This window comes from Streptomyces sp. NPDC015144, from assembly GCF_043079735.1.
Lineage (GTDB): Bacteria > Actinomycetota > Actinomycetes > Streptomycetales > Streptomycetaceae > Streptomyces.
Map to the genome: position 1 here is coordinate 13,992 of NZ_JBIBUU010000027.1, position 21,814 is coordinate 35,805.

The window sequence follows — 21,814 nt, forward strand, 5'->3', positions numbered from 1 at the left end:
GAAGCCACCCGGCGGGCCCGTGTGGAGGGGCTCACTCCGAACGGCGCAGCGCCACCAGGTTCTCCGCGTGCGCGAGGCCGCTCTCCTCGACGACCTCGCGCACGCTCTGCGCCGCCCGCACCAGCGCGAAGCGCGGCCGCCCGTCGGCCCCGGTCCGGTAGCCGTGGACGGCGGGCCGGGGCAGCGAGTTGTACGAGAAGTGCGAGGAGAAGTAGTACGCGCCGGTGTCATACAGCGCCACCACGTCACCGGGATCCACGGCGGGCAGCTCGGCCCCGGTCGCCGTGAGGTCCCCGGCGAAGCAGCACGGCCCCGCGATGTCGACGGTCTCGGCCGGGCCCCGCTTCGGGCGGCCCGCCGGGTCGAAGACCCCCGCCCGCAGCGGCCAGGACCCGGGCATGAACACGGTACGGGTGGCGACCTGCGCCCCCGCGTGGGTGACCGCGATCCGCCGGCCGCCCGCGGACTTGGTGTACTCGACGACCGTGCCGATCGTCCCGCTCTTGGCGAGCAGGGAGCGGCCGAACTCGGTGACCAGCGTGTACCGGCCGTCGAAGAGCCCCGGTACGGCGGCCCGGAGCCCGGCGGCGTACGCGGCGTACGTGGGCCGGTCGTCCTCGTCGTCGAAGTTGACGGGCAGTCCGCCACCGATGTCGATCCCGGTGACCTGGGCGCGGCCCAGCCGGTCGTTGATCCGCTCGGCCAGATCGTAGGTGGCCCGGATGCCCTCGGCGACGAGCGGCAGCGGGCAGCCCTGGGAGCCGACGTGGGCGTGCAGCCGGTCGAGCCAGGGGCGGCGTTCGAACGCCTCGACCACCGCGTCGGCGGCGCCCGGGTCGCGGAGTGCGACGCCGAACTTGGAGGTCGCCGTCGCCGTGCTCATCGCGCCGATGGCCCCGGCCCCCACCTGCGGGTTCACCCGGAGGCCGAGGGGTCCGGACGGCTCGCGGCCCGCGAGCAGCCGGTCCACCCGGTTCAGCTCCTGGAAGTTGTCCAGGTTGACCGCGATGCCGTGGGCGAGCGCGAACTCCAGCTCGCCGACCGTCTTCGCCGGGCTGTCGAAGACCAGCCGGTCGTAGCCGAACCCGGCGGCCAGCGCCTGCTCCAGCTCGCCGGGCGAGGCGACCTCGCACCCCATCCCCGCGTCCGCCAGCAGCCGCAGCACCGGCACCAGGCCGCACGCCTTGGCCGCGAAGGTGTGCAGCACCGGGGCGGGCCCCTCGAACGCCCGGTCCAGCGCGTCCACCGCGTCCAGTACCCCGTCCACGTCCAGCAGCCCCACCACGGGGGACTGCGGACCGAGCAGCCCCTCCTCGACGGCCCGCGCCAGCGCCGCCGTACGGCGCTCCGCGCGCGACGGACCCGTGTTCTCGTCCATCACCACACACCCCTTCGTCGGATCGTTCGCTTCCTCGCGTACCGACAGCTTCGGCGCGCGGGGGGCCGTACGTCTTCGACCGGCGCGACGACACCCGCCCGGTTCCTTGGGCGTACCGGACAACCGGACGATCAACGGGGGTTCGGCGGGTGCTCCGGGCGGGCCGCCAGCCGTAGCCCGACCTCCACCAGGAGGCGTACGTCGGGGTCGGCCGGATCGACGCCGAACAGCTCCCGGGCCCGACGCAGCCGGTACCGCAGGGTGTTGGGGTGCACATGGAGCCGCCGCGCGGCCGTCCCCGCGTCGCAGGAGGCGTCCAGGTACGCGGCGACCGAGGCCCCGTACGCCGAACCGTGCGCCCGGTCGTGCGCGACCATCGCGTGCACCGGCCCCGTCAGCGCGCCCCACAACGGCTCCAGCCGGTCGAGGAGCCGGAGCACCGCCGTCCCGGACGCCACCTCGTGGTGCGCGGCCGCCGCCGACACCGCCCCGCCCTCCGGCGCCCGCGCAGCCCGCTCCCGCACCACCCGCACCACCAGTTCCGCCGCCTCCCGCGAGGCGGGCAGCTCCGCCGGGCCGGACGCCACCGGTCCGGCCCCCGCGAACACCGCGCACCGGGTCACCGACCGCACCGCCGCCAGCAGCCCCCGGGCCGGGTCCGTCTCGGCGTCCCCGGCCGGGACCAGCACGTACAGCCGGTGCCCGGCCCGCGCCGTCGCACAGCCCGGCCGGTCCGCGACGGCCCGCAGCGCGAGCACGTCCAGCACCCGCTGCCCGGCCCGCGCCGCCGCTCCCTCCGCGTCCCGCGCCCCCGCCGGCTCCCCGACCTCCCCGATCCCCCTGATCCCCCCGACCTCTCCGACCTCTCCGATCTCGGCGAGGAACACCGCGTACGGCCGGTCCGCCGCGATCCCGGCCTCCGGCGCGGCCCCGACGTCCCCCCGCAGCAGCGCGCGCACCGCCGCCTCCCGCGCCCCGGCCGCGGCCCGGTCCCGGTTGTGGTGGTGGGCCAGATGCGGGACGGCGGCCCGCGCCGCGGTACGCAGCGTGGCCGCCGCGTCCTCGGCGAGCGGCCGCCCGTCGGCGGCGGCCCAGAGCGTGCCGAGCACCTCGGAGCCCTCGCGCACCGCGACGGCCAGCCGCTCGGCGTACCGGCCGTCGGCGGGCAGCCGCACCACGTCGTCGGTGCTCCACAGGGCTTGGAGGAAGCCGCTCTCGCGGAGTTCGGCGACCCGCCAGCGCGGGACCTCCTGGCCCAGGATCGTCAGCCGCCGCATCGGGTCCGGTTCGTGGTCGAGGCGTGAGTAGGCCAGCACCCGCGACTGCGGGTCCTCGACGGTGATCGCCCCGCCGACCAGGTCGGCGACCGTGTTGGCCAGCCCGGACAGGTCGCCCAGCCGCAGCCCCGCCACCGGGGAGGACGGCCCGTGCGCGCCGTCCGGGGCGCGGTGCGAGGCGAGCGCGGTGCGCAGTCGGCCGAGCACCTCCGTCCAGCCGTGCTCCGGGCGCCGGGACAGCAGCGCGGTACGGCCCCGGGCCGCCGCCGCCAGCAGTTCGGGCCCCGGTTCCCGCTCGCCGCGCCGCAGCACGACGGCGGCGGCCCCGGCCCGGTCGGCGGCGCCCAGCACGTCGGCGGCCCCGGGCGAGGCGAGCTCCACGCCGACCGCGAGGAGGACCAGCCCGGCGGCCCCCTGCCGCAGCGGCTCCTCGCCGGGGTCGTACAGGGCGACGCCGGTGACCGGTACGGCGGTGGAGCGGGGGGCGAGAACGACGTCGAGCGTCCCGGGGGCGACCAGGGCGAGGAGTTGCCCCAGCGAGGGTCCTGGACCGGTGTCGTCCCGGCCCGGCTGGTCCGTCGGCATCCGCATCCGCCCATCATCGCGGGGCGGACGCCCTTCGGGCCCACGGACTTTCGGACGTCGAACCACGGGCCACGAACCGCGGACCGCGGATTACGGATCACGGATTAAGGGCCACGCACCGCGGATTACGGACGGTGGAGCCCGTCGAAGGCGACCTCCAGATGCCGGGGCCCGCGCAGCACCGCGTTCTGCCGGTAGGGCGGCGGGTCCGCCACCAGGCGGGGGCCGTCGAGCCGGGTGGCGAGTTCGGTCAGGGCGAGCTGGGCCTCCAGCCGGGCCAGGGGCGCGCCGAAGCAGGTGTGGATGCCGCTGCCGAAGCCGAGGTGCTGGTTGTCCGTCCGGTCCGGGTCGAAGCGGTCGGGGTCGGCGAACCGTCGCGGATCGCGGTTGCCGGAGGCCAGCACCAGCCAGACACCGGCGCCCCTGGGGATGGTGGTGCCCGCGATGTCGATGTCCGCGAGGGTGGTGCGCTGCGGGAGGAGCTGGACGGGCGGTTCGAAGCGGAGCAGTTCCTCCACGATCGGCACGGCCAGCCCGGGGTCCGCGCGCAGCCGGTCCAGGACCTCGGGGTGGCGCAGCAGGGTGAGGGTGCCGTTGGTGATGAGGTTGACGGTGGTCTCGTGACCGGCGATCAGGAGCAGCGCCGCGGTGCTGAGCACCTCGGGCCGGGTCATCCGCCCGTCCGGGCCGTCCCCGGTGACCAGCGCGGACAGCATGTCGTCGCCGGGGGCGGCGGCGCGTTCGTCGAGCAGCCCGTTCAGGTAGAGCCCCAGCTCGGTGCGGGCCTGCCGGGTGGCGCGGAACCGTTCGCCGGGGTCCTGCCCGGGGTCCGGGTCGAGTCCGGCGGCGAGGGTGTCGGCCCAGGAGTGGAAGCGCGCCTCGTCCTCGCGCGGGATGCCCAGCAGACGGCAGATCACGGTGACGGGGAACGGGTACGCGAAGTCGTCGACGACGTCGACCCGTTCCCGGCCGGCGAAGCCGTCGACGAGCCCGGCGACGACCCGGGCCAGCTCGCCCCGCATGTTGTGCACCCGCCGGGGCGTCTCGGGCGGCCCGAACGGGCGCATCGTCATCCGGCGCAGCCGGTCGTGCTCGGGCGGGTCCAGCCGCAGGAAGGCGGGCGGCAGCGGGGAGTCCTCCTGCTCCTCCAGGAGGGTGCCGGAGGCGCTGGGGGAGAGGTTGCGGGAGTCGGAGCTGAGCCGGGGGTCGTGCAGCAGGCTCTTGATCTCCCAGTAGGTGCTGACGACGAACAGGTCGTCGCTGTCCTGGAGGACCGGGGTCCGGCGCAGCTCGGCGTAGAGGGGGTACGGGTCGGCGCGGCTGCCGTAGTCGATGATCTGCCGCAGCAGCGTGCTGTTGGTCATGGTCGCGGGTCCTCGGGTCCTCGGGGGTGCTCGCAGAGTGGGCCGGCGCGGGGCCGGTGCGGCGCCGGTTCGGGTGGTCAGGCGCGGGCGGGGGTGAAGGTGATCCGCTGCTCGGTCGGCGCGTAGCCGCTGACGGTCACGGACGGCCCGTGGGTGGGCAGCGAGGGGTCCGGGAACTCGGCCGGGACCGGCTGGAGCCCTTCGAGGCGCCGGTCGACCGAGGCGTAGTCCGGCGGGAACGGGGCGGCCGAGCGGATCTGCTGCTCGTAGAAGCCCAGCCACTTCGTCTGGTCGAAGGAGACCGCGGCGATGACCCGGCCCTGATAGCCGTAGACCCCGGTGAAGCGGTGGTCGGCGAGTGAGCCCTGGGCGACGATGATCTCCTCGCCCAGCGAGGGGACGCCGACCGACTTGATGTTGACGCCGAACTGGGCGGACCAGAAGGCCGGTACCCACAGGTGCGGGCGGCGCTCGGAGCTGCCGCTGATCATGTTGTGCGCCGCGGTGGCGGCCTGCTCGACGGCGTTGCCCCAGTGCTCCAGGGAGAGGAACTGGTATCCGAAGAGGGCGTGCGGCGAGCGGGCGACGTCCCCGGCGACGAAGACGTCGTCGGTCACGATGCCCCGTACGTCGAAGGCCCGGCACCCGGCGTCGCAGGCGATGCCGCGCGGACCGGCGGCCAGCCCGGATCCGGCCAGCCACTCGGTGTTCCGGGTCGCGCCCAGCGCGATGACGGCGACGTCGATGTCCAGGGCGGTGCCGTCGGAGAGGTGGGCGCGGCGCAGCCGTCCCGCCGGGTCGCCCTCCAGACCGGTGACCATGATCCCGCAGCGCAGGTCCACCCCGTGGGCCCGCTGGAGCTCCGCCGCGACCCGGCCGACCACCCCGCCGAGCGCGCCGACCAGGGGCGCCGCCCCGCGCTCGGCGACGGTCACCGGGAGTCCGCGCTCCCGGCAGGCCGAGGCGATCTCCGAACCGGTGAAGCCCGCGCCGATGACGAGGACCCGGCGCGGCGAGGCCGCCAGCCGTCTGCGCAGCCGGGCCGCGTCGTCCCGGGTGCGCAGGACGAAGACCCCGTCCAGCTCGGCCTCGGCCCGGTGCGGCCAGGGCCGGGCCCGTACCCCGGTGGTGATCAGCAGCCGGTCGTAGGGGACGTCGTCGCCGTCGGCCAGCCGGACCCGGCGGGCCGCCAGGTCGAGGCCGGTGGCGGCGGTGCCCAGGCGCCAGTCCGCGTCGAGGCCGGGCTGCCGGGGCAGCTCGGTGTGGTCCGGCGAGGCGTGGTCCAGCAGCACCTGCTTGGAGAGCGGCGGGCGGTCGTACGGCTCGTGCGGCTCGTCACCGATCAGCGTCAGCGACCCGGTGAACCCCTCGTTCCGGAGGGCCTCCGCCGCCCGCAGCCCGGCCAGCGAGGCGCCGACGATCACGATCCGTCCCTCGCGCCTCAGCCGCTCCAGCGCCTCGTCACCGGACACCGGACGCCTCCTCGGCCTCCCGGGCCTCCGGGTACTCCACCCGGATGGCCTGCACCGGACAGGCGGCGACGGCCCGCCGCACCTGCTCGCGCCGGGACTCCTCGGCGTACGGGTGGTAGAGCAGCGCCTCCTCGCCGTGCATGGTGAACACATCGGGGGCCAGGAAGGCGCACTGCGCGTACCCCTGGCACCGGTTGAGATCGACGACAAGCCGCATCGGCCCCGCCCTTCCGGTAGTTCCTCCGCCCAGGCTGCGAGGCGGGTCCCGGAAGCGCGACCACGGGCGGACCACTGGGGTCATCACCCGAACGAACGGGGGTATCGGCGCGCGCGGACGCGGGCGTCAGCGCGCGAGGTCGGCCAGCGCGCGCAGCCCTTGGAGCACCTCGGCGGCGGACGGTGCCGACTCCGGGTCGCCCAGGTGCTGGATCATCACGCCCGACATCAGGGCGAGCTGCACGCTGCCGAGGGTCCGTACCGACTCCTGCGGCACCGCGTCCTCCGGCTCGCTCCGCAGGATCGCCGCCATCCCGCGACGGCCCTCGGCCATGCCGGCGGCGAGCGGGGCGCGCAGCTCGGGCCTCCGCCGGGCCTGCATGAACAGCTCCACCGAGGCCGTCCACAGATCGGGGTGGGCGGTGCAGTCGGCGATCAGGTTCTCCCAGATCCGCTCGAACGCGCGCTGCGCGGACCCGTCGGCGTCCCGGGCCAGGGCCCGGCCCATGGAGTCGCCCCACTCGTCGAGGATCTCGAACAGGGCCTGGTTGAGCAGGGCTTCGCGCGAGCCGTAGTGGTAGCCGATCGCGGCCATGCTCACGCCCGCCGCGGTGGCGATGTCCCGGACGGTGCTGCGGTCGTAGCCCTTCTCCCGCAGGCACTGCTTGGCGCCGACGAGCAGGGCTTCACGGTTCCCCATGCCCGGCAGCCTACACCGCCTGAGGCGAACGCATCACACGTACGTATAAGGCGATTGATTCAGGCGAACGCATTGCGCGATCGCCCAAATCTGTCTAGCGTGCTCCGGCATGAGACACACCAGGAGCGTTTCCCAGTGGCTGGTCACCGCGCTGGCGCTCGGGGGACTGGCCCTCGGCCTGACCACTCCCGAAGCCGCGGCGGCCGGAACGCCGCGCGCGAACAGCACCGGCACCGTCGTCGACACGACCGCGGGCACCGTCCGCGGCACCCGGAGCGGGGAGCTGAACAGCTTCCGGGGCATCCCCTACGCCGCCCCGCCGGTGGGCCGGCTGCGCTGGACCCCGCCCCGGCCGCCCGCCCCCTGGACCGGGGTGCGCGACACGACCCGGCCCGGCGCCCCGTGCGCCCAGCCGGCCGGCCTCCCGGTCGGCACGCCCAGCGAGAACGAGGACTGCCTCTACCTGAACGTCACCGCCCCCGCCCACGCCGACGGCCGGCTGCCGGTGATCGTCTGGATCCACGGCGGCAGCCTGATGTACGGCAGCGGCGACATGTACGGCCCCGACCGGCTGGCCTCGGCGGGAGCCGTCGTCGTCTCGGTCAACTACCGGCTGGGGGTGATGGGCTTCCTCAGCTCCACCGCTGTCGCCGGGGCGGACGGCCTCGGTCTCCAGGACCAGCAGGCGGCGCTGCGCTGGGTCCGCGCCAACGCGGACTCCTTCGGCGGCGACGCGCGCAACGTCACGGTCATGGGGCAGTCGGGCGGCGGCTACAGCGTCTGCGACCACCTCGCCTCACCCGCCTCGGCCGGTCTCTTCGACCGGGCCGTCGTGCAGAGCGCCCCCTGCGCCACCGGCGGCACCCGGACCCGGGCCGAGGCCGACGCCGACGCCCGCCGGATCGCCGCCGCGCTCGGCTGCGAGGGCGGCCGCCGGGCCACCGAGGCCTGCCTGCGCCGGGCCACCCCGGCCGAACTGCTCGCGGCGTACGGCCCGTTCAACGAACCCCGCCCCGTCGCCGGTACGGAGCTCATGCCGCTGACCCCCGCCGAGGCGCTGCGCACCGGCCGCTTCCACCGGGTGCCCGTCCTCGTCGGCGTCGATCACGACGAGGAACGCGGCAGCGTCCTGGGCCGGGAACTGGCCCCGGGCGGCGCGCCGATGAGGCCCGAGGAGTACGAGCCCGCCGTGCGCGAGGCGTTCGGCGACCGGGCCGGGGCCGTCCTGCGCCGCTACCCGCTCTCCGCCCGGCCCTCGGCGGGCGAGGCCCTGGCCACCGTCCTGACCGACGCGTCCTGGTCGGTGCCGACGCTGGACACGGCCCGGCTGCTGTCCCGGTGGACCCCGACCCGGGCGTACGAGTTCGCCGAGCGCGACACCCCCTGGTTCGAGGGCTACCCGGCGCCGAGCTTCGCGCCGCGCGCCCAGCACATGTCGGAGCTGGCGTACCTCTTCGACCTGGACCTGTTCGAGGACGTGAAGGCCGGTCAGGCCGCCTTCCGCGACCGGCTGATCCGCACCTGGACCGGGTTCGCGGCCTCGGGCCGCACCGACTGGCCCGCCTTCCGGGGCACGGAGGGGCACGTCCAGACCCTGTCGTCCACCGACTGGGGCCGCGCGGACTTCGTCCGGGACCACCAGTACCGCTTCTGGACGAGGACCGCGCCCCGCACCGGAACCGGTACGGCTCAGCCCGCCCAGCGCCCGGACAGGAAGGTCACCGCGACGACCGTCGAGAGCGGCGCCACCACCGCGAGGTAGGCGGTCGTCACCCGGGGCCTGCGCAGGCTCCAGGCCGCGAGACCGGCCCACAGCGGCCACCACAGCAGGGTCGCGCGGGGCAGCGAGGTGTACCAGTACGAGGTGCCCAGCGCCCACAGACTGAGCGCGATGTACGCCGCCTCCGCCCAGCGCCGCCGCCGCAGCAGCACCCCGCACAGCACCAGCCCGACCACCATGGTGAGCAGTTCGGCCTGGCACATCAGGGCGTACCCGAGGGACTGGGCGTGCCCGAAGGCGGCGTGCCAGGTGTTCTGCCACGCCTCCCAGGGGGTGTGGAAGTCGCGGTACCAGCCCCGCTCCTCCGCGTGCTTCCAGGCCATCCAGTCGCCGGTGTGCGCGTGCAGGTACCAGCTCTGGAGCAGCGGCGGCAGGGCGGGCAGTGCCAGCCAGGGCGCCCGCCACCAGTGGCCGGGGGCGCGGGCGGTCGTCAGGAAGTGGACGGCCAGGGCCGCGGCGAGGAAGAGCCCGCTGACCCGGACCGTGGTGGCCAGGCAGACGAGGACGGCCGCCCGCGCCCACTCCTGGCGCCGGGCGGCCAGCCAGGCGGGCAGCGCGAAGGCGAGGAAGAGCGCCTCGGTGTACCCGGCGGCCAGGAACACCGCGCACGGCGACAGCAGGAAGAACAGCGCCGCCCGCGACCCCGCCGCTCCGCCCCGCTCCGGCCGCGGCGCGTACGACCGGGCGATCCGGCCCAGCGCGAGCACGGCGACACCCCCGGCGACGAACGAGATCAGCGCCCCGGCGGCGGGCCAGCTCGGCACGACGGTGTGCACGGCCCGCAGCAGGAACGGGAAACCGGGGAAGAACGCCTCCCGGTTGTCCCACCCCGCGCTCCACGGCCCCCGCCCGTCGGGGAAGTACCCGGACTGGGCTATGTGCAGGTAGTGCCACCAGTCCCAGCGCTGCCACGACGAGAAGAACGAACCGGCGTACCGGGCCTTGCCGTCGTCGGCGAACAGCCACCGGGTGCAGTACGCGGTGGTCCAGATCCCCACCCGGGTCAGCAGGTACAGCCACAGCACCTCACGGTCCGCCGCCCCCGGCCACGGCACACGCGCCGCCGCCCGCCCCGCCGCCGGGGTGGCCGGCCGTACATCCCGCCGGGGCGGGTTCAGAAGACTCACGGCAGCTCTCCCGCGCTCGGGGACGGGTGGTTCACGACGGCGGGGACGTGACGCTCCGACTGGGAGTGTCCGGTGTCCCCGTCGGGCTCTCCCGGGTCGAGGGCGCCCGCGTGGGCGGGCTGGTGCTCGGCGGAGCGGTCTTCGTCGCCCCGGTCCGGGGCGGCTCCGTGGTCTCCGGAGCGGCGGGCGAGGACGTCGACGGCGTGGGCATCGAGGGCGACGGGGACGGCGAGGGCGTGGTGGCCGGAACGGTCCTGCCCGGACCGCTCGGCAGCAGCGGGACCACCGCCGCCCCCGCACCCGACAGGACCAGACAGGCCCCGACGGCCAGCCCCACCATCCGGCGCCGCCGCACCCGGTCACCGCGCGCGGTGATGTACGAGACCGGCGCCGACCGCGCACGGGACTGCCCGGCCTCGGCCGCCTCCTTGAACAAGGACCTCAGCGGGTCGTGGGGATCAGACACAGGGCCCCTCCTCGGTACGCGGATCGTGCAGACGGTGCGAGAGCGAGGCCCGGCCCCGGGCCAGATGCGTCTTGACGGTGCTGGCCGCCAGGCCGGTCTCCAGGGCGATCTGCTCGACGGTCAGATCGCAGACGTAGTGCAGCGCCAGCGTCCGTCGCTGCTTGGGCGGCAGCCCCCGCAACGCCTCCACCAGCGCCACCGACTCCGGCCCCGGCGGCTCCGCGTGCGGCGGCGCCCCCCGGCGCGACCACGCCTCGGCCGCCCGCCGCCGCCCCCGCCACCGGCTCACCGCCAGCCGCCACGCGACCGTACGGATCCACGCCTCCGGCTGCCCGTCACGATCGAGCTGGCGCCGCCGGCTCCACCCCTTGACGAAGGCCTCCTGCACCACGTCCTGCGCCTCGTGCTGATCGCCGAGCATCACGAACAACTGCCCGGTCAGCCGGGCAGCCGTCTGCGCGTAGAACTCTTCGAACTCCTCGACGGTCAACGATCACAACTCCTGGCTCTCCCGGATCTCACCCCGCATACGCCCGGCCCCCACCATCCGGACGACACGGATCCGGAAAAAAACCGGGTGACCGTGATCACACCACCCCGGACCCAAGGACCACCGCGACTCCCCGTCCGCCCTCGCGTCACCACCTTCCGGCCCACCGCTCTGGCCGATCCGCCGCAGCACCTCGTCGCCCTGGACGACGCCCACGTCGCTCAGGACCCGCGCCGAGTCAGCTGCGTCCGGCGCCGGTGCGGGCCAGGGTGTCTTCGATGCCGTACGGGGCGTCAGCTTCACCGTCCGGCCAAGCGGGTTGCCCGCGCTCCTGGGCACGAACGGTGTCGGGAAGTCCCCGGCCGTCGAGTCGCCGGAGGGGCCGGCCCCCGCCCTCGCCCGCCGAGTACCAGTGCCGCCCCACACAGAAGCGCCCCACCTGGTCGGAACCAGGTGGGGCGCTTCGTACGGTTCGGGCTCACGCCCACCGCTGCCGGCGGTAGGCCGTGTGGGACTCGAACCCACAACCAACGGATTAAAAGTCCGCTGCTCTGACCAATTGAGCTAACGGCCCCTGACCGATCACCCCTGAGCATAGCCCGCCGGGGCCCGGTGGCCGATCGGGTATCGGTCATCGGGCCCCGGCAGGGCGGAAAATCGGGGATCCTCGGCGGATCCTCGGGCTCAGGCGTCAGCCGTTGCGCTTCCAACGGGGCTTGTCGTCGCGGCGGCCGAAGGAGCCGCTGTTGGAGCCGCCCCGGTAGTCGTCGCGGCGGCCGGTCGGGCGGTCGCCGCCGCCGGAGCGGTAGCCGCCGGAGGGGCGGTCGTCGCGGCGGTCGCGGTTGAACGGGCGGTCGCCGCCGCCGGAGCGGTAGCCACCGGACGGGCGGTCGTCGCGGCGGAAGCCGCCGGAGGGGCGGTCGTCACGACGGTCGCGGTTGAACGACGGGCGGTCGTCCCGGCGGTCGTCGCGGCGGAAGCCGCCACGGTCGCCACCGCGGTCGCCGCCCCGGTTGTCCCGACGCTCGAAGTTGCCCCGGTCGTCCCGGCGGTCCTCGCGGGCCGTGGGCTGCTCCGGCACGGAGACGGCGGCCTCGATCGCGGCCTCCGCCTCGGCGGCGGCCTCGGCCACCGCGGCCTCGGGGTCCTCGCCCCGCTCGCGCGCGGCCCGGGCCACCAGGCGGTCCGCCTCGTCGCGCAGCTCACCGGCGCGACGCTGGACGCGCTCCAGCTGCTTCGTCAGCTCGGCGACCTCGCGCTCGGCCTGACGGGCGGCGTTGGCGGCGGAGTCGGCCTGGACCTCGGTCAGCGAACGGGCACCGGTGATCTCGGCGACCTCCGGGTCGAAGGCGCCCGCGCCGCCCACGATGTGACGCGAGGCGTCGACGCCCGCGTCCTCCATCAGGCGGAAGATCTGACGGCGCTGGTGCGGCAGCGCCAGCGAGACCACGACGCCGGACTTGCCGGCCCGCGCGGTACGGCCCGAGCGGTGCAGGTAGTCCTTGTGGTCACCGGCCGGGTCCACGTTCAGCACCAGGTCGATGCCGTCGACGTGGATACCGCGGGCGGCGACGTCGGTCGCGACGAGCGCGTTGACGTAACCGTCCTTGAAGTCCGCGAGGACCCGGGTACGGGCGCCCTGCGTCATGCCGCCGTGCAGCGCGTCCGCCTTGACGCCCGCCTCGACGAGCTGCTCGGCGATGCGGTCGGCGCCCAGCTGGGTGCGGACGAAGATGATGGTGCGGCCCTTGCGGGCGGCGATGGCGGAGGTGACCGGCGCCTTGTCCTTCGGCTTCACGACGAGGACGTGGTGGGTCATGGTCGTGACGTTGCCCTGGGCGCTGTCGACCTCGTGGCTCACCGGGTTGTCCAGGTAGCGCTTGACCAGCGTGCCGATCTCGTTCTCCATCGTGGCGGAGAAGAGCATCCGCTGGCCGCCGGCCGGGATCTGGTCGAGCAGCTCGGTGACCTCGGGCAGGAAGCCCAGGTCGGACATCTGGTCGGCCTCGTCGAGGACGGCGACCTGGACGTTCTCCAGGGAGCAGGCGCCCCGGTTGATGATGTCGCGCAGCCGGCCCGGGGTGGCGACGAGGACGTCGACACCGCGCTCCAGCGCGTAGATCTGGTTGCCCATCGACGTACCGCCGCAGACGACCTTCATCCGCAGGCCGAGCACGTCGCCGTACGGCTGGAGCGCGTCCGCGACCTGCATCGCGAGCTCGCGGGTCGGGGTGAGGATGACGGCGCGGGGCTTCTTCTTCTCGGTGTGCCCGTCGGCCAGCGCGGCCAGGGTCGGCAGACCGAAGGAGAGCGTCTTGCCGGAGCCGGTACGGCCACGGCCCAGGATGTCCTTGCCGGCCAGGGCGTCCGGGATGGTCGCGGCCTGGATCGGGAACGGGGCCGTCACACCGTTCTGCGCGAGCTTGCGGACGATGCCCTCGGGCAGGCCCAGGTCGGCGAAGGTGATGGACGGCTCGGCCGGAGCGTCCTCGGCGTCGTCGCTCGCGGCCTGCTCGGCAGACTCGACGCGCTCGGCGTTCTCGGTGCTCTCGATCTGCTCGATCTGCTCGATCTGCTCGGCCTGCTCGGCCTCGTTCGCGACGTTCTCGACGTCCGCGAGGGCGGCGACGACGTTCTCGTCGTTCTCGACGTTCTCGGGCAGGACGGTACGGTCAGAACTGGAAATTGACATGCGAAATGCGAAACCTTCCGGAGTCTCGGCACGCGCCCGTAACTCCGTGATTCGCAATTTCGACCGCCTCAATGCGGTCCAGCCACGGCAAGGGAGAGTACGCGCCACACGGCGCGCTTCTGTTTCGGCGCCGGGCAATGGGATCAAACGATCTACTACCATACGCACTCCTCCCCACATCGCGCAAACCGGCCTTCCGTGACCTGCGCTACACCGGCTCCGTCCGAGGCCCCGCCCCGGGCTCCTCCTGGGGTGATGGTCCGGGCGGGACCTTGGACGGGACCCCGGGAGTCCGCGCCGTCGCCGGCTCCGGCTCGAAGCCCGGCACCCCGCCGTGGAGCCACGCCGCGGGCGAGGCGGACGGCAGCGGCGGTGTCCCGGGCGGCTCCGGGTCGGTGGAGGCCGGCGGCTCGGGGTCCTTCGGTCCGGAGGACTCCGGGGGCTCCGGCTCCTGCGGCACGACGGGCCCGGGCTTCGAGGGCGGGGGCGGGGCCGGCGCGCCCCGGGGCGGCTCGCCCGCGCCACCCGCCCCCGTCGCCGTACCCGTGTCCGCGCCGGGGGGCACGCCCGGCGCGGCCGGGGAGGCGGCGGCCTTGCCGGGCTCCGGGGAGTGCGCGCCGTCCCGCTCGGAGTGCGCCTGGGCGCCGCCGACGGCCCGGACCCGCCCGGCGCCCGCCACCGTGCCGCCGTCCGGCCGGGCCGCGCTCCCGCCGTGCCCGGCCGAAGGTGACGGCGACGGCGAGGGGGACGGCGAGGGTTCGGCGCCGCCCTCCCCGACGCTCATGCAGCCGGTGGACGCGGCGACCGTCACGGCGACGACGGCCGCCCAACGGGCGGGTACGGGCAGCTGGCGCACGGAAAGTACCTCCGGGGTACGTACGGAACAGGGGAGCGGGCAGGAAGAGGGCGGGCGCCGTGCCCAACTCCTGCCACCCCGCCGGAGACACGCCCCACCCGGAACCGTCATCGCTCGCGGAGAATGGGCCGTGTGCTGGAGATGACGCGAGAAGCCTTCGAAGAGCTGGTGGCCGACGCCCTGGACACGATCCCGCCCGAGCTGACGCGGATCATGGACAACGTGGCGGTCTTCGTCGAGGACGAGCCGCCCGCCGACGACCCCGAGCTGCTGGGCCTCTACGAGGGGACTCCGCTCACCGAACGGGGTGAGTGGTACGCCGGGGTCCTCCCGGACCGCATCTCGATCTACAAGGGCCCGACGCTGCGCATGTGCGAGACGCCGGACGAGGTGGTCCACGAGGTCGCCGTGACCGTGGTCCACGAGATCGCCCACCACTTCGGCATCGACGACGAGCGCCTCCACGAGCTGGGCTGGGGCTGACCGGTGACCGGCGGCGGACCCGCCCCCGGCACCCGGTCCCCGGGCGGGTCCGCGTCGCCTTCGCGCCCTCGCCGTAAACCGTTTTGGCGATAGCCGCCGCCATCCCATATGCTTCTCACGTCCCCGACGCGCTGGAAAGCGCGCAGGTGGGCCCTTAGCCCTCATCGTCTAGTGGCCCAGGACGCCGCCCTTTCAAGGCGGTAGCACGGGTTCGAATCCCGTTGGGGGCACGCTTTACCGTGTGCGAGACTTGTCTCGCACATTAGCTTGGTCCTGTGGAGCAGTTTGGAGTGCTCGCCACCCTGTCAAGGTGGAGGCCGCGGGTTCAAATCCCGTCAGGACCGCTTGCAGATCGCCTCGGCGAACTGCGTGGCTGGGTAGCTCAGTTGGTACGAGCGATCGCCTGAAAAGCGATAGGTCGCCGGTTCGATCCCGGCCCCAGCCACCACCCGAAGGCCCCGTCCGATGGACGGGGCCTTCGCCGTGTCAGACCTCCTCCCGGTCCGCCGTGTCCACGCCGCCCCGGCCGCGCCACGCCCGTACCGCGAGAACCACCAGTACCACCGCGACCACGGCCACCAGGGCCATGGCGTCCGGGACCCGTTCACCGATGCGCTGGGCCCACTGCTCCACGGCGAACGAGTCGTCCACGTCCAGCAGTCCGGGCAGCGCGGTCGTTCCGTCGTACGCGAGGAACAGCGTGCCGAGAGCGATGAAGAAGAGCCCGGACAGCAGGGTCGTGGTGTGCAGCTCGAAGCGGCCGACCCGGAAGGACCGGCCGCGCAGCCAGGCCCGGCGGCCCAGGTCGAAGCGTTCCCAGAGCAGCGCGAGCACGAAGAGCGGCACCGCCATGCCCAGCGCGTAGACGGCGAGCAGCAGCCCGCCGTAGACCGGGCTGCCGCTGACCGCCGCCACGGTCAGGACGGAGCCGAGGATCGGCCCCGCGCAGAAGCCGGCCAGCCCGTAGACCGCCCCCAGGGCGTAGACCGACAGGGCGGTGGTGGGGCGGATGCGGCCGCTGAGGGCGGCGATCCGGCGGGAGGCGAAGCCCAGGCCGACGATCTGGGCGACGCCCAGCGCGATGATCAGCCAGCCGGCGCCGAGGACGAGGGCGTCCCGGTGCCGGTAGAAGAGCCGCCCGGCGAACGAGCCCGCCGCGCCGAGCGGGACCAGGGTGGTGGCCAGCCCGGCGTAGAAGATGCCGGTGCGGGCCAGCAGCCGCGAGGTGGAGTCCACGGAGTAGGCGAAGAAGGCGGGCAGCAGCAGCGCGCTGCACGGGCTGACCAGGGCGAGCAGCCCGCCGAGGAAGGCGGCGAAGTAGCCGATGTCCGCGGTCACTTGGCGCCCTCCGAGGCGCCGCGCGCCGGGGAGTCCTTCGCGTCCTGCCGTGCGCGGGCCTTCTCGGCGGCGGCCTCGATGGCCGAGGTGAAGGTCTCCATGGGCTGGGCCCCGGCGATCGGGCGGCCGTTGACCAGGAACGACGGGGTGGAGGTCGCGCCGATCCCGTATCCCTGCTCCTGGTCCTTCGCCACGGCGGCGGAGGCGGCGTCGCCGTCCGCGTCGCGGGCGAAGCGGTCGAGGTCCGCGACCCCGGCCTCGCGGGCGAGGGCCTTGAGCCGGTCCTTGCCGAAGCCCTTCTCCTTGGCCCCCTCGGCGTACGCGGCGGCGTGGAACTGCCAGAACCGGCCCTGCTGCCCGGCGGCCCAGGCGGCGCGGGCGGCGGCCTCGGACTCGGAGCCGAAGATCGGGAAGTTGCGCCACTCGATGCGCAGGGTGCCGTTCTCGACGTACTTCTTCACCAGGGCGGGCTCGGTGTCGCGGGCGAACTTAGCGCAGTAGCCGCACTTGAAGTCGGCGTACTCGATCAGGACGACGGGTGCGTCGGCGCGGCCCTGCGCGAGCTTGTCGCCGGCGTCGCGGCGGGCGAGCTTCTCCAGCTCCGGGTAGACGCCGGCGTCCGGCTCGGCGCTGGCGTCGGCGACCGCGGCGGAGCCGGAGCGCTGCTGGTCGGGGGCGGTGGCCCGGTAGGAGACGAAGCCGAGCAGGGCGGCGGCGAGGACGACCCCGGTGCCGTAGAGCACCGGCTTCCGGAACGAGGCCCTGCGCGCGGACGGGGACGCGGAAGGGGCGGAGGAGGGGGACGGGGACTTGGGCATGCGTGACTCCGGGCTGGTGGATGCGGAAGAGAAGGAGGAGGCGGAGGAGGTGGTCTCCTACACCCTCAGCACGGAGAGCTCTACGGGGGTGGGGGCGGCGGCCACGGGGGCGCGCTGCCCCAGTCGGGCGGGCGGACGGGCCGCGGCCTCCCCGACGGCGACGGGCAGCCCCCATCCGGCGAGGCCGGGCACCTGGTCGTACGCGGAATGGGACCGGCCGGGGAGGGCGGGGGTGTCGTCGTGCTTCCTGGTCCGGCCGCAGCCGGGCGCCGGGCGCCGGTCGGAGTCCGGCGCGGCCACGGGGGCATCCGGGGCAGTCGGGTATGCGGCTACCTGGACGTCCGGGCCTGCCAGGTGCGCGGCCACGGGGGCAGCCGGGCCCATCGAGCGCGTGGCCACGCGGACGTCCGGCTCCGTCAGGTGCGCGGCCGCCCGGACGTCCGGGCCCGCCGGGTGCGCGGTCGCCAGGACCGTCATGCCCGCCACGGCCGGTGCGGTGGTGGTCCCGGCGTCGGCCCTGCCCGGTCCGCAGAACAGCCCCAGTACGACCGCGAGCACCGCCGTCAGGCAGCACCACTGCGTACGGGACACGGCACGACCGGCCTTTCCTCGGCTCCTCGACGGGTGGTCAGCTGCCCGAAATGGTACGTGCTGTGATCCGGCCGCTCCGAGCGGTGCCCGGAGGTGACCCGGACCGCACGAAATGCGTTCGCCGTTCCTCGCGCCCGGGTGAGATCCTGGGCTCCGTATGTCTACTTCCTTCGCTGATCTCCAGAACCGGCTCGGAGAGATCCCGCTCCGCGACGCGCACCGGCTCGGCCGCCGTCTCGAAGGGGCGCGCCGCATCCGCAAGCCCGAGGCCCGGCAGGCCGTGCTGGACGAGATCGCCGCCGAGGCCGGCAAGGCGGCCGAGCGGCTCTCGCTGCGCGCCGCCCGGGTGCCGGCCGTGTCGTACCCGGAACAGCTTCCGGTCAGTCAGAAGAAGGACGAGATCCTCGAAGCGATACGCGACCACCAGGTCGTGATCGTCGCCGGGGAGACCGGCTCCGGCAAGACCACGCAGATCCCGAAGATCTGCATGGAGCTGGGGCGCGGCGTCCGGGGCATGATCGGCCACACCCAGCCGCGCCGGATCGCGGCCCGTACGGTCGCCGAGCGCATCGCCGACGAGCTGAACACGCCGCTGGGCGAGGCGGTCGGCTGGAAGGTCCGCTTCACCGACCAGGTGAACCCCGACGCGACGTTCGTGAAGCTGATGACGGACGGCATCCTCCTCGCGGAGATCCAGACCGACCGCGAGCTGCGCGCCTACGACACGATCATCATCGACGAGGCGCACGAGCGCTCGCTCAACATCGACTTCCTCCTCGGTTACCTGGCCCGGCTGCTGCCCAGGCGCCCGGACCTGAAGGTCGTCATCACCTCCGCGACGATCGACCCCGAGCGGTTCGCCCGCCATTTCGGTGACGCCCCGATCGTCGAGGTCAGCGGACGTACGTACCCGGTCGAGGTGCGCTACCGCCCGCTCCTGGAGGAGGACGGCGACGACGCCGACCGGGACCAGATCACCGCGATCTGCGACGCCGTCGACGAGCTCCAGTCCGAGGGCCCCGGCGACGTCCTGGTCTTCCTCTCCGGCGAGCGCGAGATCCGGGACACCGCCGACGCGCTGAACAAGCGGAACCTCCGGCACACCGAGGTGCTCCCGCTGTACGCCCGGCTCTCGCACGCCGAGCAGCACCGGGTGTTCCAGCGCCACACCGGGCGGCGGATCGTGCTCGCGACCAACGTCGCCGAGACCTCGCTGACCGTCCCCGGCATCAAGTACGTGATCGACCCGGGCACCGCCCGCATCTCCCGTTACAGCCACCGCACCAAGGTCCAGCGGCTGCCGATCGAGCGGATCTCGCAGGCCAGCGCCAACCAGCGCAAGGGCCGCTGCGGCCGTACGTCGGACGGGATCTGCATCCGGCTGTACTCGGAGGACGACTTCCTGACCCGGCCGGAGTTCACCGACCCGGAGATCCTCCGTACCAACCTCGCCTCCGTCATCCTCCAGATGATCGCGGCCGGGCTCGGCGACATCGAGAAGTTCCCCTTCATCGACCCGCCGGACCACCGCAACATCCGCGACGGCATCCAGCTCCTCCAGGAGCTCGGCGCGCTGGACCTGGAGGAGAAGTCCCCCCAGGAGGGGAAGAAGGGGCAGCGGCTCACCGAGCTCGGCCGGAAGCTCTCGCAGCTCCCCGTCGACCCGCGCCTGGCCCGCATGGTCATCGAGGCCGACCGCAACGGCTGCGTCCGCGAGGTCATGGTCATCGCGTCCGCGCTCTCCATCCAGGACCCGCGCGAGCGGCCCTCCGAGAAGCAGACCCAGGCCGACCAGCAGCACGCCCGCTTCAAGGACGAGACCTCCGACTTCCTGGCGTTCCTCAACCTGTGGCGGTACGTCCGCGAGCAGCAGAAGGAGCGCGGCTCCTCCAGCTTCCGCCGGATGTGCAAGCAGGAGTACCTGAACTTCCTGCGCATCCGCGAATGGCAGGACATCTACTCCCAGCTGCGCACGGTCGCCAAGCAGCTCGGCATCCACCTGAACGAGGAGGACGCGCCGGAGCAGGCGGTGCACGTCTCGCTGCTCTCCGGGCTGCTCTCGCACATCGGGCTGAAGGACACCGAGAAGAACGAGTACCTGGGCGCGCGGAGCGCCAAGTTCGCGATCTTCCCGGGCTCGGCGCTCTTCAAGAAGCAGCCCCGGTTCCTGATGTCGGCCGAACTGGTCGAGACGTCCCGGCTGTGGGCCCGGGTCAACGCCAAGGTAGAGCCGGAGTGGATCGAGCCGCTGGCGCAGCACCTCCTCAAGCGCACCTACAGCGAGCCGCACTGGGAGAAGGACCAGGCGGCGGTGATGGCGTACGAGCGGGTCACGCTCTACGGGGTGCCGATCATCGCCCAGCGCAAGATCAATTTCGGCCGTATCGACGCCGAGACCTCCCGCGACCTGTTCATCCGCAACGCCCTGGTCGAGGGCGACTGGCGGACGCACCACCAGTTCTTCCACGACAACCGCAAACTCCTCGGCGAGGTCGAGGAGTTGGAGCACCGCGCCCGCCGCCGCGACATCCTGGTCGACGACGAGACGCTCTTCGACTTCTACGACCAGCGCATCCCCGAGCACGTGGTCTCCGGGGCGCACTTCGACTCCTGGTGGAAGCACAAGCGCCGGGACGAGCCGGACGCGCTGGACTTCGAGCGCTCGATGCTCATCAACGAGAAGGCCGGCGCCGTCACCAAGGACGACTACCCGGACTCCTGGCGCCAGGGGAAGCTCAAGTTCAAGGTGACGTACCAGTTCGAGCCGGGCGCGGACGCCGACGGGGTGACCGTCCACATCCCGCTCCAGGTGCTCAACCAGGTCACCGCCGAGGGCTTCGACTGGCAGATCCCCGGTCTGCGGGAAGAGGTGGTCACGGAGCTGATCCGCTCGCTGCCCAAGCCGATCCGCCGCCACTACGTCCCCGCGCCGAACTACGCCGACAAGTTCCTCGACCGGGCCGTACCGCTCCAGGAGCCGCTGACGGTGACGCTGGCGCGGGAGCTCCAGCGGATGGTCGGCGTCCCGGTCACGGCCGACGACTTCGACCTGGACCGGGTGCCGGACCACCTGAAGATCACGTTCCGGATCGTTGACGAGCGGCGCCGCAGGCTGGCCGAGGACAAGGACCTGGAGGCGCTCAAGCTCCAGCTGCGCCCGAAGGCCCGTCAGGCGCTCTCCAAGGCCGCCGCGGCCACCGCCGGCCCCTCGGGCGAGTCGATCGAGCGCTCGGGCCTCACGGACTGGACGATCGGCACGCTGAACAAGGTCTTCGAGACCCGCCGGGCCGGTCAGCCGGTGAAGGCGTACCCGGCCCTGGTCGACCAGGGCGACACCGTCGCCGTACGGCTCTTCGACACCGAGGCCGAGCAGCGGCAGGCGATGTGGCTGGGCACCCGGAAGCTGATCATGCTGAACGTGCCGGTGAACCCGGCCAAGTTCGTCTCCGACCAGCTGACCAACCAGCAGAAGCTGGCCCTCTCCCGTAATCCGCACGGCTCCGTCCAGGCGCTCTTCGAGGACTGCGCGACGGCGGCGGCCGACCGGCTGATCGGCGTCCACGGCGGACCGGCCTGGGACGAGGAGTCGTTCCGGAAGCTGTACGACAAGGTGCGCACCGACCTCGTCGCGCTGACCGAGCACACGGTGAAGCAGGTCCAGCAGGTGCTGGCCGCCTGGCAGTCCTGCGAACGGCGGCTGAAGGCCACCAACAGCCTGGTCCTGGTCGACAACGTCGCCGACGCCCGCGACCAGCTCGCCGCTCTCATGCCGCCCGGCTTCGTCACGAAGACCGGTCTGCGCAGGCTGCCCGACCTGATGCGCTATCTGGTCGCCGTGGACCGCCGGCTCCAGCAGATGCCGACCGCCGCCCAGCGCGACACCACGCGCATGGAGAAGGTCCACGAGATGCAGGACGAGTACGCCTGGCTGCTCGAACAGCTGCCGCAGGGCAGGCCGGTGCCGCAGGAGGTCCTGGAGATCCGCTGGATGATCGAGGAGCTGCGGGTGAGCTACTTCGCCCACGCCCTGGGCACCGCCTACCCGGTCTCCGACAAGCGGATCGTGAAGGCGATCGACGCGGCAGCCCCCTGACCCGGTCGGGGGCGGCTCCGGGGGCTTTCGCCGGGGCCGACGTCGAGGGGGGCCAACGGGGCCGTCACGGGGGGCGGGAAGGGGCTCT

Annotated in this window: 17 protein-coding genes and 4 tRNA genes; 6 read left to right on the forward strand and 15 right to left on the reverse strand. The window is 73.7% G+C overall.

Annotation, left to right across the window (positions count from 1 at the left end; genetic code table 11):
* Positions 1-31: 31 nt before the first annotated feature.
* The 6 genes from ACF08W_RS31825 to ACF08W_RS31850 form a co-directional block, all read right to left on the reverse strand.
* Positions 32-1,378 (reverse strand): diaminopimelate decarboxylase, encoded by a 1,347-nt coding sequence (locus tag ACF08W_RS31825; RefSeq protein WP_392281428.1) that lies wholly within the window; start codon positions 1,376-1,378, stop codon positions 32-34.
* A 131-nt stretch (positions 1,379-1,509) separates the two neighbouring features.
* On the reverse strand, positions 1,510-3,246 hold the full coding sequence (locus tag ACF08W_RS31830) for a PucR family transcriptional regulator (protein WP_392281429.1): 1,737 nt from the start codon (positions 3,244-3,246) through the stop codon (positions 1,510-1,512).
* A 119-nt stretch (positions 3,247-3,365) separates the two neighbouring features.
* Positions 3,366-4,604, reverse strand: a complete 1,239-nt coding sequence (locus tag ACF08W_RS31835) for a cytochrome P450 (RefSeq protein ID WP_385216796.1) — start codon at positions 4,602-4,604, stop codon at positions 3,366-3,368.
* Positions 4,605-4,681: 77 nt separating this feature from the next.
* Positions 4,682-6,076, reverse strand: a complete 1,395-nt coding sequence (locus ACF08W_RS31840; RefSeq protein WP_392281430.1) for an NAD(P)/FAD-dependent oxidoreductase — start codon at positions 6,074-6,076, stop codon at positions 4,682-4,684.
* Positions 6,066-6,293, reverse strand: a complete 228-nt coding sequence (locus tag ACF08W_RS31845) for a ferredoxin (protein WP_352279757.1) — start codon at positions 6,291-6,293, stop codon at positions 6,066-6,068. Before ACF08W_RS31845 ends, ACF08W_RS31840 begins: the two co-directional genes overlap by 11 nt.
* 126 nt (positions 6,294-6,419) lie before the next feature.
* Entirely contained in the window at positions 6,420-6,992 is a 573-nt protein-coding gene (locus ACF08W_RS31850) for a TetR/AcrR family transcriptional regulator (RefSeq protein ID WP_352279759.1), read from the reverse strand.
* Positions 6,993-7,101: 109 nt separating this feature from the next.
* On the opposite strand from ACF08W_RS31850, the gene ACF08W_RS31855 reads away from it, so the two are divergent.
* Positions 7,102-8,754 (forward strand): carboxylesterase/lipase family protein, encoded by a 1,653-nt coding sequence (locus tag ACF08W_RS31855; RefSeq protein WP_392281431.1) that lies wholly within the window; start codon positions 7,102-7,104, stop codon positions 8,752-8,754.
* Here the strand turns inward: ACF08W_RS31855 and ACF08W_RS31860 are convergent.
* The 6 genes from ACF08W_RS31860 to ACF08W_RS31885 all read right to left on the reverse strand — a co-directional run bounded on the left by ACF08W_RS31860 (position 8,682) and on the right by ACF08W_RS31885 (position 14,403).
* Complete coding sequence (locus ACF08W_RS31860; protein WP_392281432.1) at positions 8,682-9,899, reverse strand: mannosyltransferase family protein; 1,218 nt, start codon at positions 9,897-9,899, stop codon at positions 8,682-8,684. The two genes, ACF08W_RS31855 and ACF08W_RS31860, sit on opposite strands and share 73 nt — an antisense overlap.
* Before the next feature lie 31 nt (positions 9,900-9,930).
* Positions 9,931-10,365 carry a hypothetical protein gene (locus ACF08W_RS31865; RefSeq protein WP_392281433.1) on the reverse strand — a complete coding sequence of 145 codons (435 nt, stop codon included), beginning with the start codon at positions 10,363-10,365 and terminating at the stop codon, positions 9,931-9,933.
* Positions 10,358-10,855 carry a SigE family RNA polymerase sigma factor gene (locus ACF08W_RS31870; RefSeq protein WP_352279767.1) on the reverse strand — a complete coding sequence of 166 codons (498 nt, stop codon included), beginning with the start codon at positions 10,853-10,855 and terminating at the stop codon, positions 10,358-10,360. Before ACF08W_RS31870 ends, ACF08W_RS31865 begins: the two co-directional genes overlap by 8 nt.
* Positions 10,856-11,355: 500 nt before the next feature.
* A tRNA-Lys gene (locus ACF08W_RS31875) sits at positions 11,356-11,429 on the reverse strand.
* Positions 11,430-11,546: 117 nt separating this feature from the next.
* Positions 11,547-13,547, reverse strand: coding sequence for a DEAD/DEAH box helicase (locus tag ACF08W_RS31880; RefSeq protein WP_392281434.1), 2,001 nt, complete (start codon positions 13,545-13,547; stop codon positions 11,547-11,549).
* 208 nt (positions 13,548-13,755) lie between these two features.
* Positions 13,756-14,403: a hypothetical protein gene (locus ACF08W_RS31885; RefSeq protein ID WP_392281435.1), complete on the reverse strand. Its 648-nt coding sequence runs from the start codon at positions 14,401-14,403 to the stop codon at positions 13,756-13,758.
* 132 nt (positions 14,404-14,535) lie between these two features.
* Here ACF08W_RS31885 and ACF08W_RS31890 point away from each other — a divergent pair, with 132 nt between their 5' ends.
* The 4 genes from ACF08W_RS31890 to ACF08W_RS31905 all read left to right on the forward strand — a co-directional run bounded on the left by ACF08W_RS31890 (position 14,536) and on the right by ACF08W_RS31905 (position 15,334).
* The gene (locus tag ACF08W_RS31890; protein WP_352279773.1) at positions 14,536-14,886 is read left to right on the forward strand and encodes a metallopeptidase family protein; all 351 of its coding nucleotides are present in this window, start codon (positions 14,536-14,538) and stop codon (positions 14,884-14,886) included.
* A 157-nt stretch (positions 14,887-15,043) separates the two neighbouring features.
* Positions 15,044-15,116: transfer RNA gene (locus ACF08W_RS31895), tRNA-Glu, on the forward strand.
* Positions 15,117-15,155: 39 nt separating this feature from the next.
* A tRNA-Asp gene (locus ACF08W_RS31900) sits at positions 15,156-15,230 on the forward strand.
* Between the two features lie 27 nt (positions 15,231-15,257).
* Positions 15,258-15,334 (forward strand) — tRNA-Phe (locus tag ACF08W_RS31905).
* A gap of 38 nt (positions 15,335-15,372) precedes the next feature.
* On the opposite strand, the gene ACF08W_RS31910 is transcribed toward ACF08W_RS31905, so the two are convergent.
* From ACF08W_RS31910 to ACF08W_RS31920, 3 genes are read right to left on the reverse strand one after another with little or no spacing between them, the layout of a single operon-like run.
* Positions 15,373-16,224: a cytochrome c biogenesis CcdA family protein gene (locus ACF08W_RS31910; protein ID WP_392281436.1), complete on the reverse strand. Its 852-nt coding sequence runs from the start codon at positions 16,222-16,224 to the stop codon at positions 15,373-15,375.
* Positions 16,221-17,042 (reverse strand): DsbA family protein, encoded by an 822-nt coding sequence (locus ACF08W_RS31915; RefSeq protein ID WP_392281437.1) that lies wholly within the window; start codon positions 17,040-17,042, stop codon positions 16,221-16,223. The genes ACF08W_RS31910 and ACF08W_RS31915 overlap by 4 nt, the downstream gene beginning before the upstream one ends.
* Before the next feature lie 57 nt (positions 17,043-17,099).
* Complete coding sequence (locus tag ACF08W_RS31920) at positions 17,100-17,633, reverse strand: hypothetical protein (protein WP_392281438.1); 534 nt, start codon at positions 17,631-17,633, stop codon at positions 17,100-17,102.
* Between the two features lie 157 nt (positions 17,634-17,790).
* Here ACF08W_RS31920 and hrpA point away from each other — a divergent pair, with 157 nt between their 5' ends.
* Entirely contained in the window at positions 17,791-21,726 is a 3,936-nt protein-coding gene (gene hrpA, locus ACF08W_RS31925; RefSeq protein WP_392281439.1) for an ATP-dependent RNA helicase HrpA, read from the forward strand.
* Positions 21,727-21,814 lie beyond the last annotated feature (88 nt).

Coding starts and splice junctions, on each gene's coding strand:
- ACF08W_RS31825 (WP_392281428.1), bottom strand. CDS start 1,378: ATGGACGAGAACACGGGTCCGTCGCGCGCGGAGCGCCGTACGGCGGCG.
- ACF08W_RS31830 (WP_392281429.1), bottom strand. CDS start 3,246: ATGCGGATGCCGACGGACCAGCCGGGCCGGGACGACACCGGTCCAGGA.
- ACF08W_RS31835 (WP_385216796.1), bottom strand. CDS start 4,604: ATGACCAACAGCACGCTGCTGCGGCAGATCATCGACTACGGCAGCCGC.
- ACF08W_RS31845 (WP_352279757.1), bottom strand. CDS start 6,293: ATGCGGCTTGTCGTCGATCTCAACCGGTGCCAGGGGTACGCGCAGTGC.
- ACF08W_RS31850 (WP_352279759.1), bottom strand. CDS start 6,992: ATGGGGAACCGTGAAGCCCTGCTCGTCGGCGCCAAGCAGTGCCTGCGG.
- ACF08W_RS31855 (WP_392281431.1), top strand. CDS start 7,102: ATGAGACACACCAGGAGCGTTTCCCAGTGGCTGGTCACCGCGCTGGCG.
- ACF08W_RS31880 (WP_392281434.1), bottom strand. CDS start 13,547: ATGTCAATTTCCAGTTCTGACCGTACCGTCCTGCCCGAGAACGTCGAG.
- ACF08W_RS31915 (WP_392281437.1), bottom strand. CDS start 17,042: ATGCCCAAGTCCCCGTCCCCCTCCTCCGCCCCTTCCGCGTCCCCGTCC.
- hrpA (WP_392281439.1), top strand. CDS start 17,791: ATGTCTACTTCCTTCGCTGATCTCCAGAACCGGCTCGGAGAGATCCCG.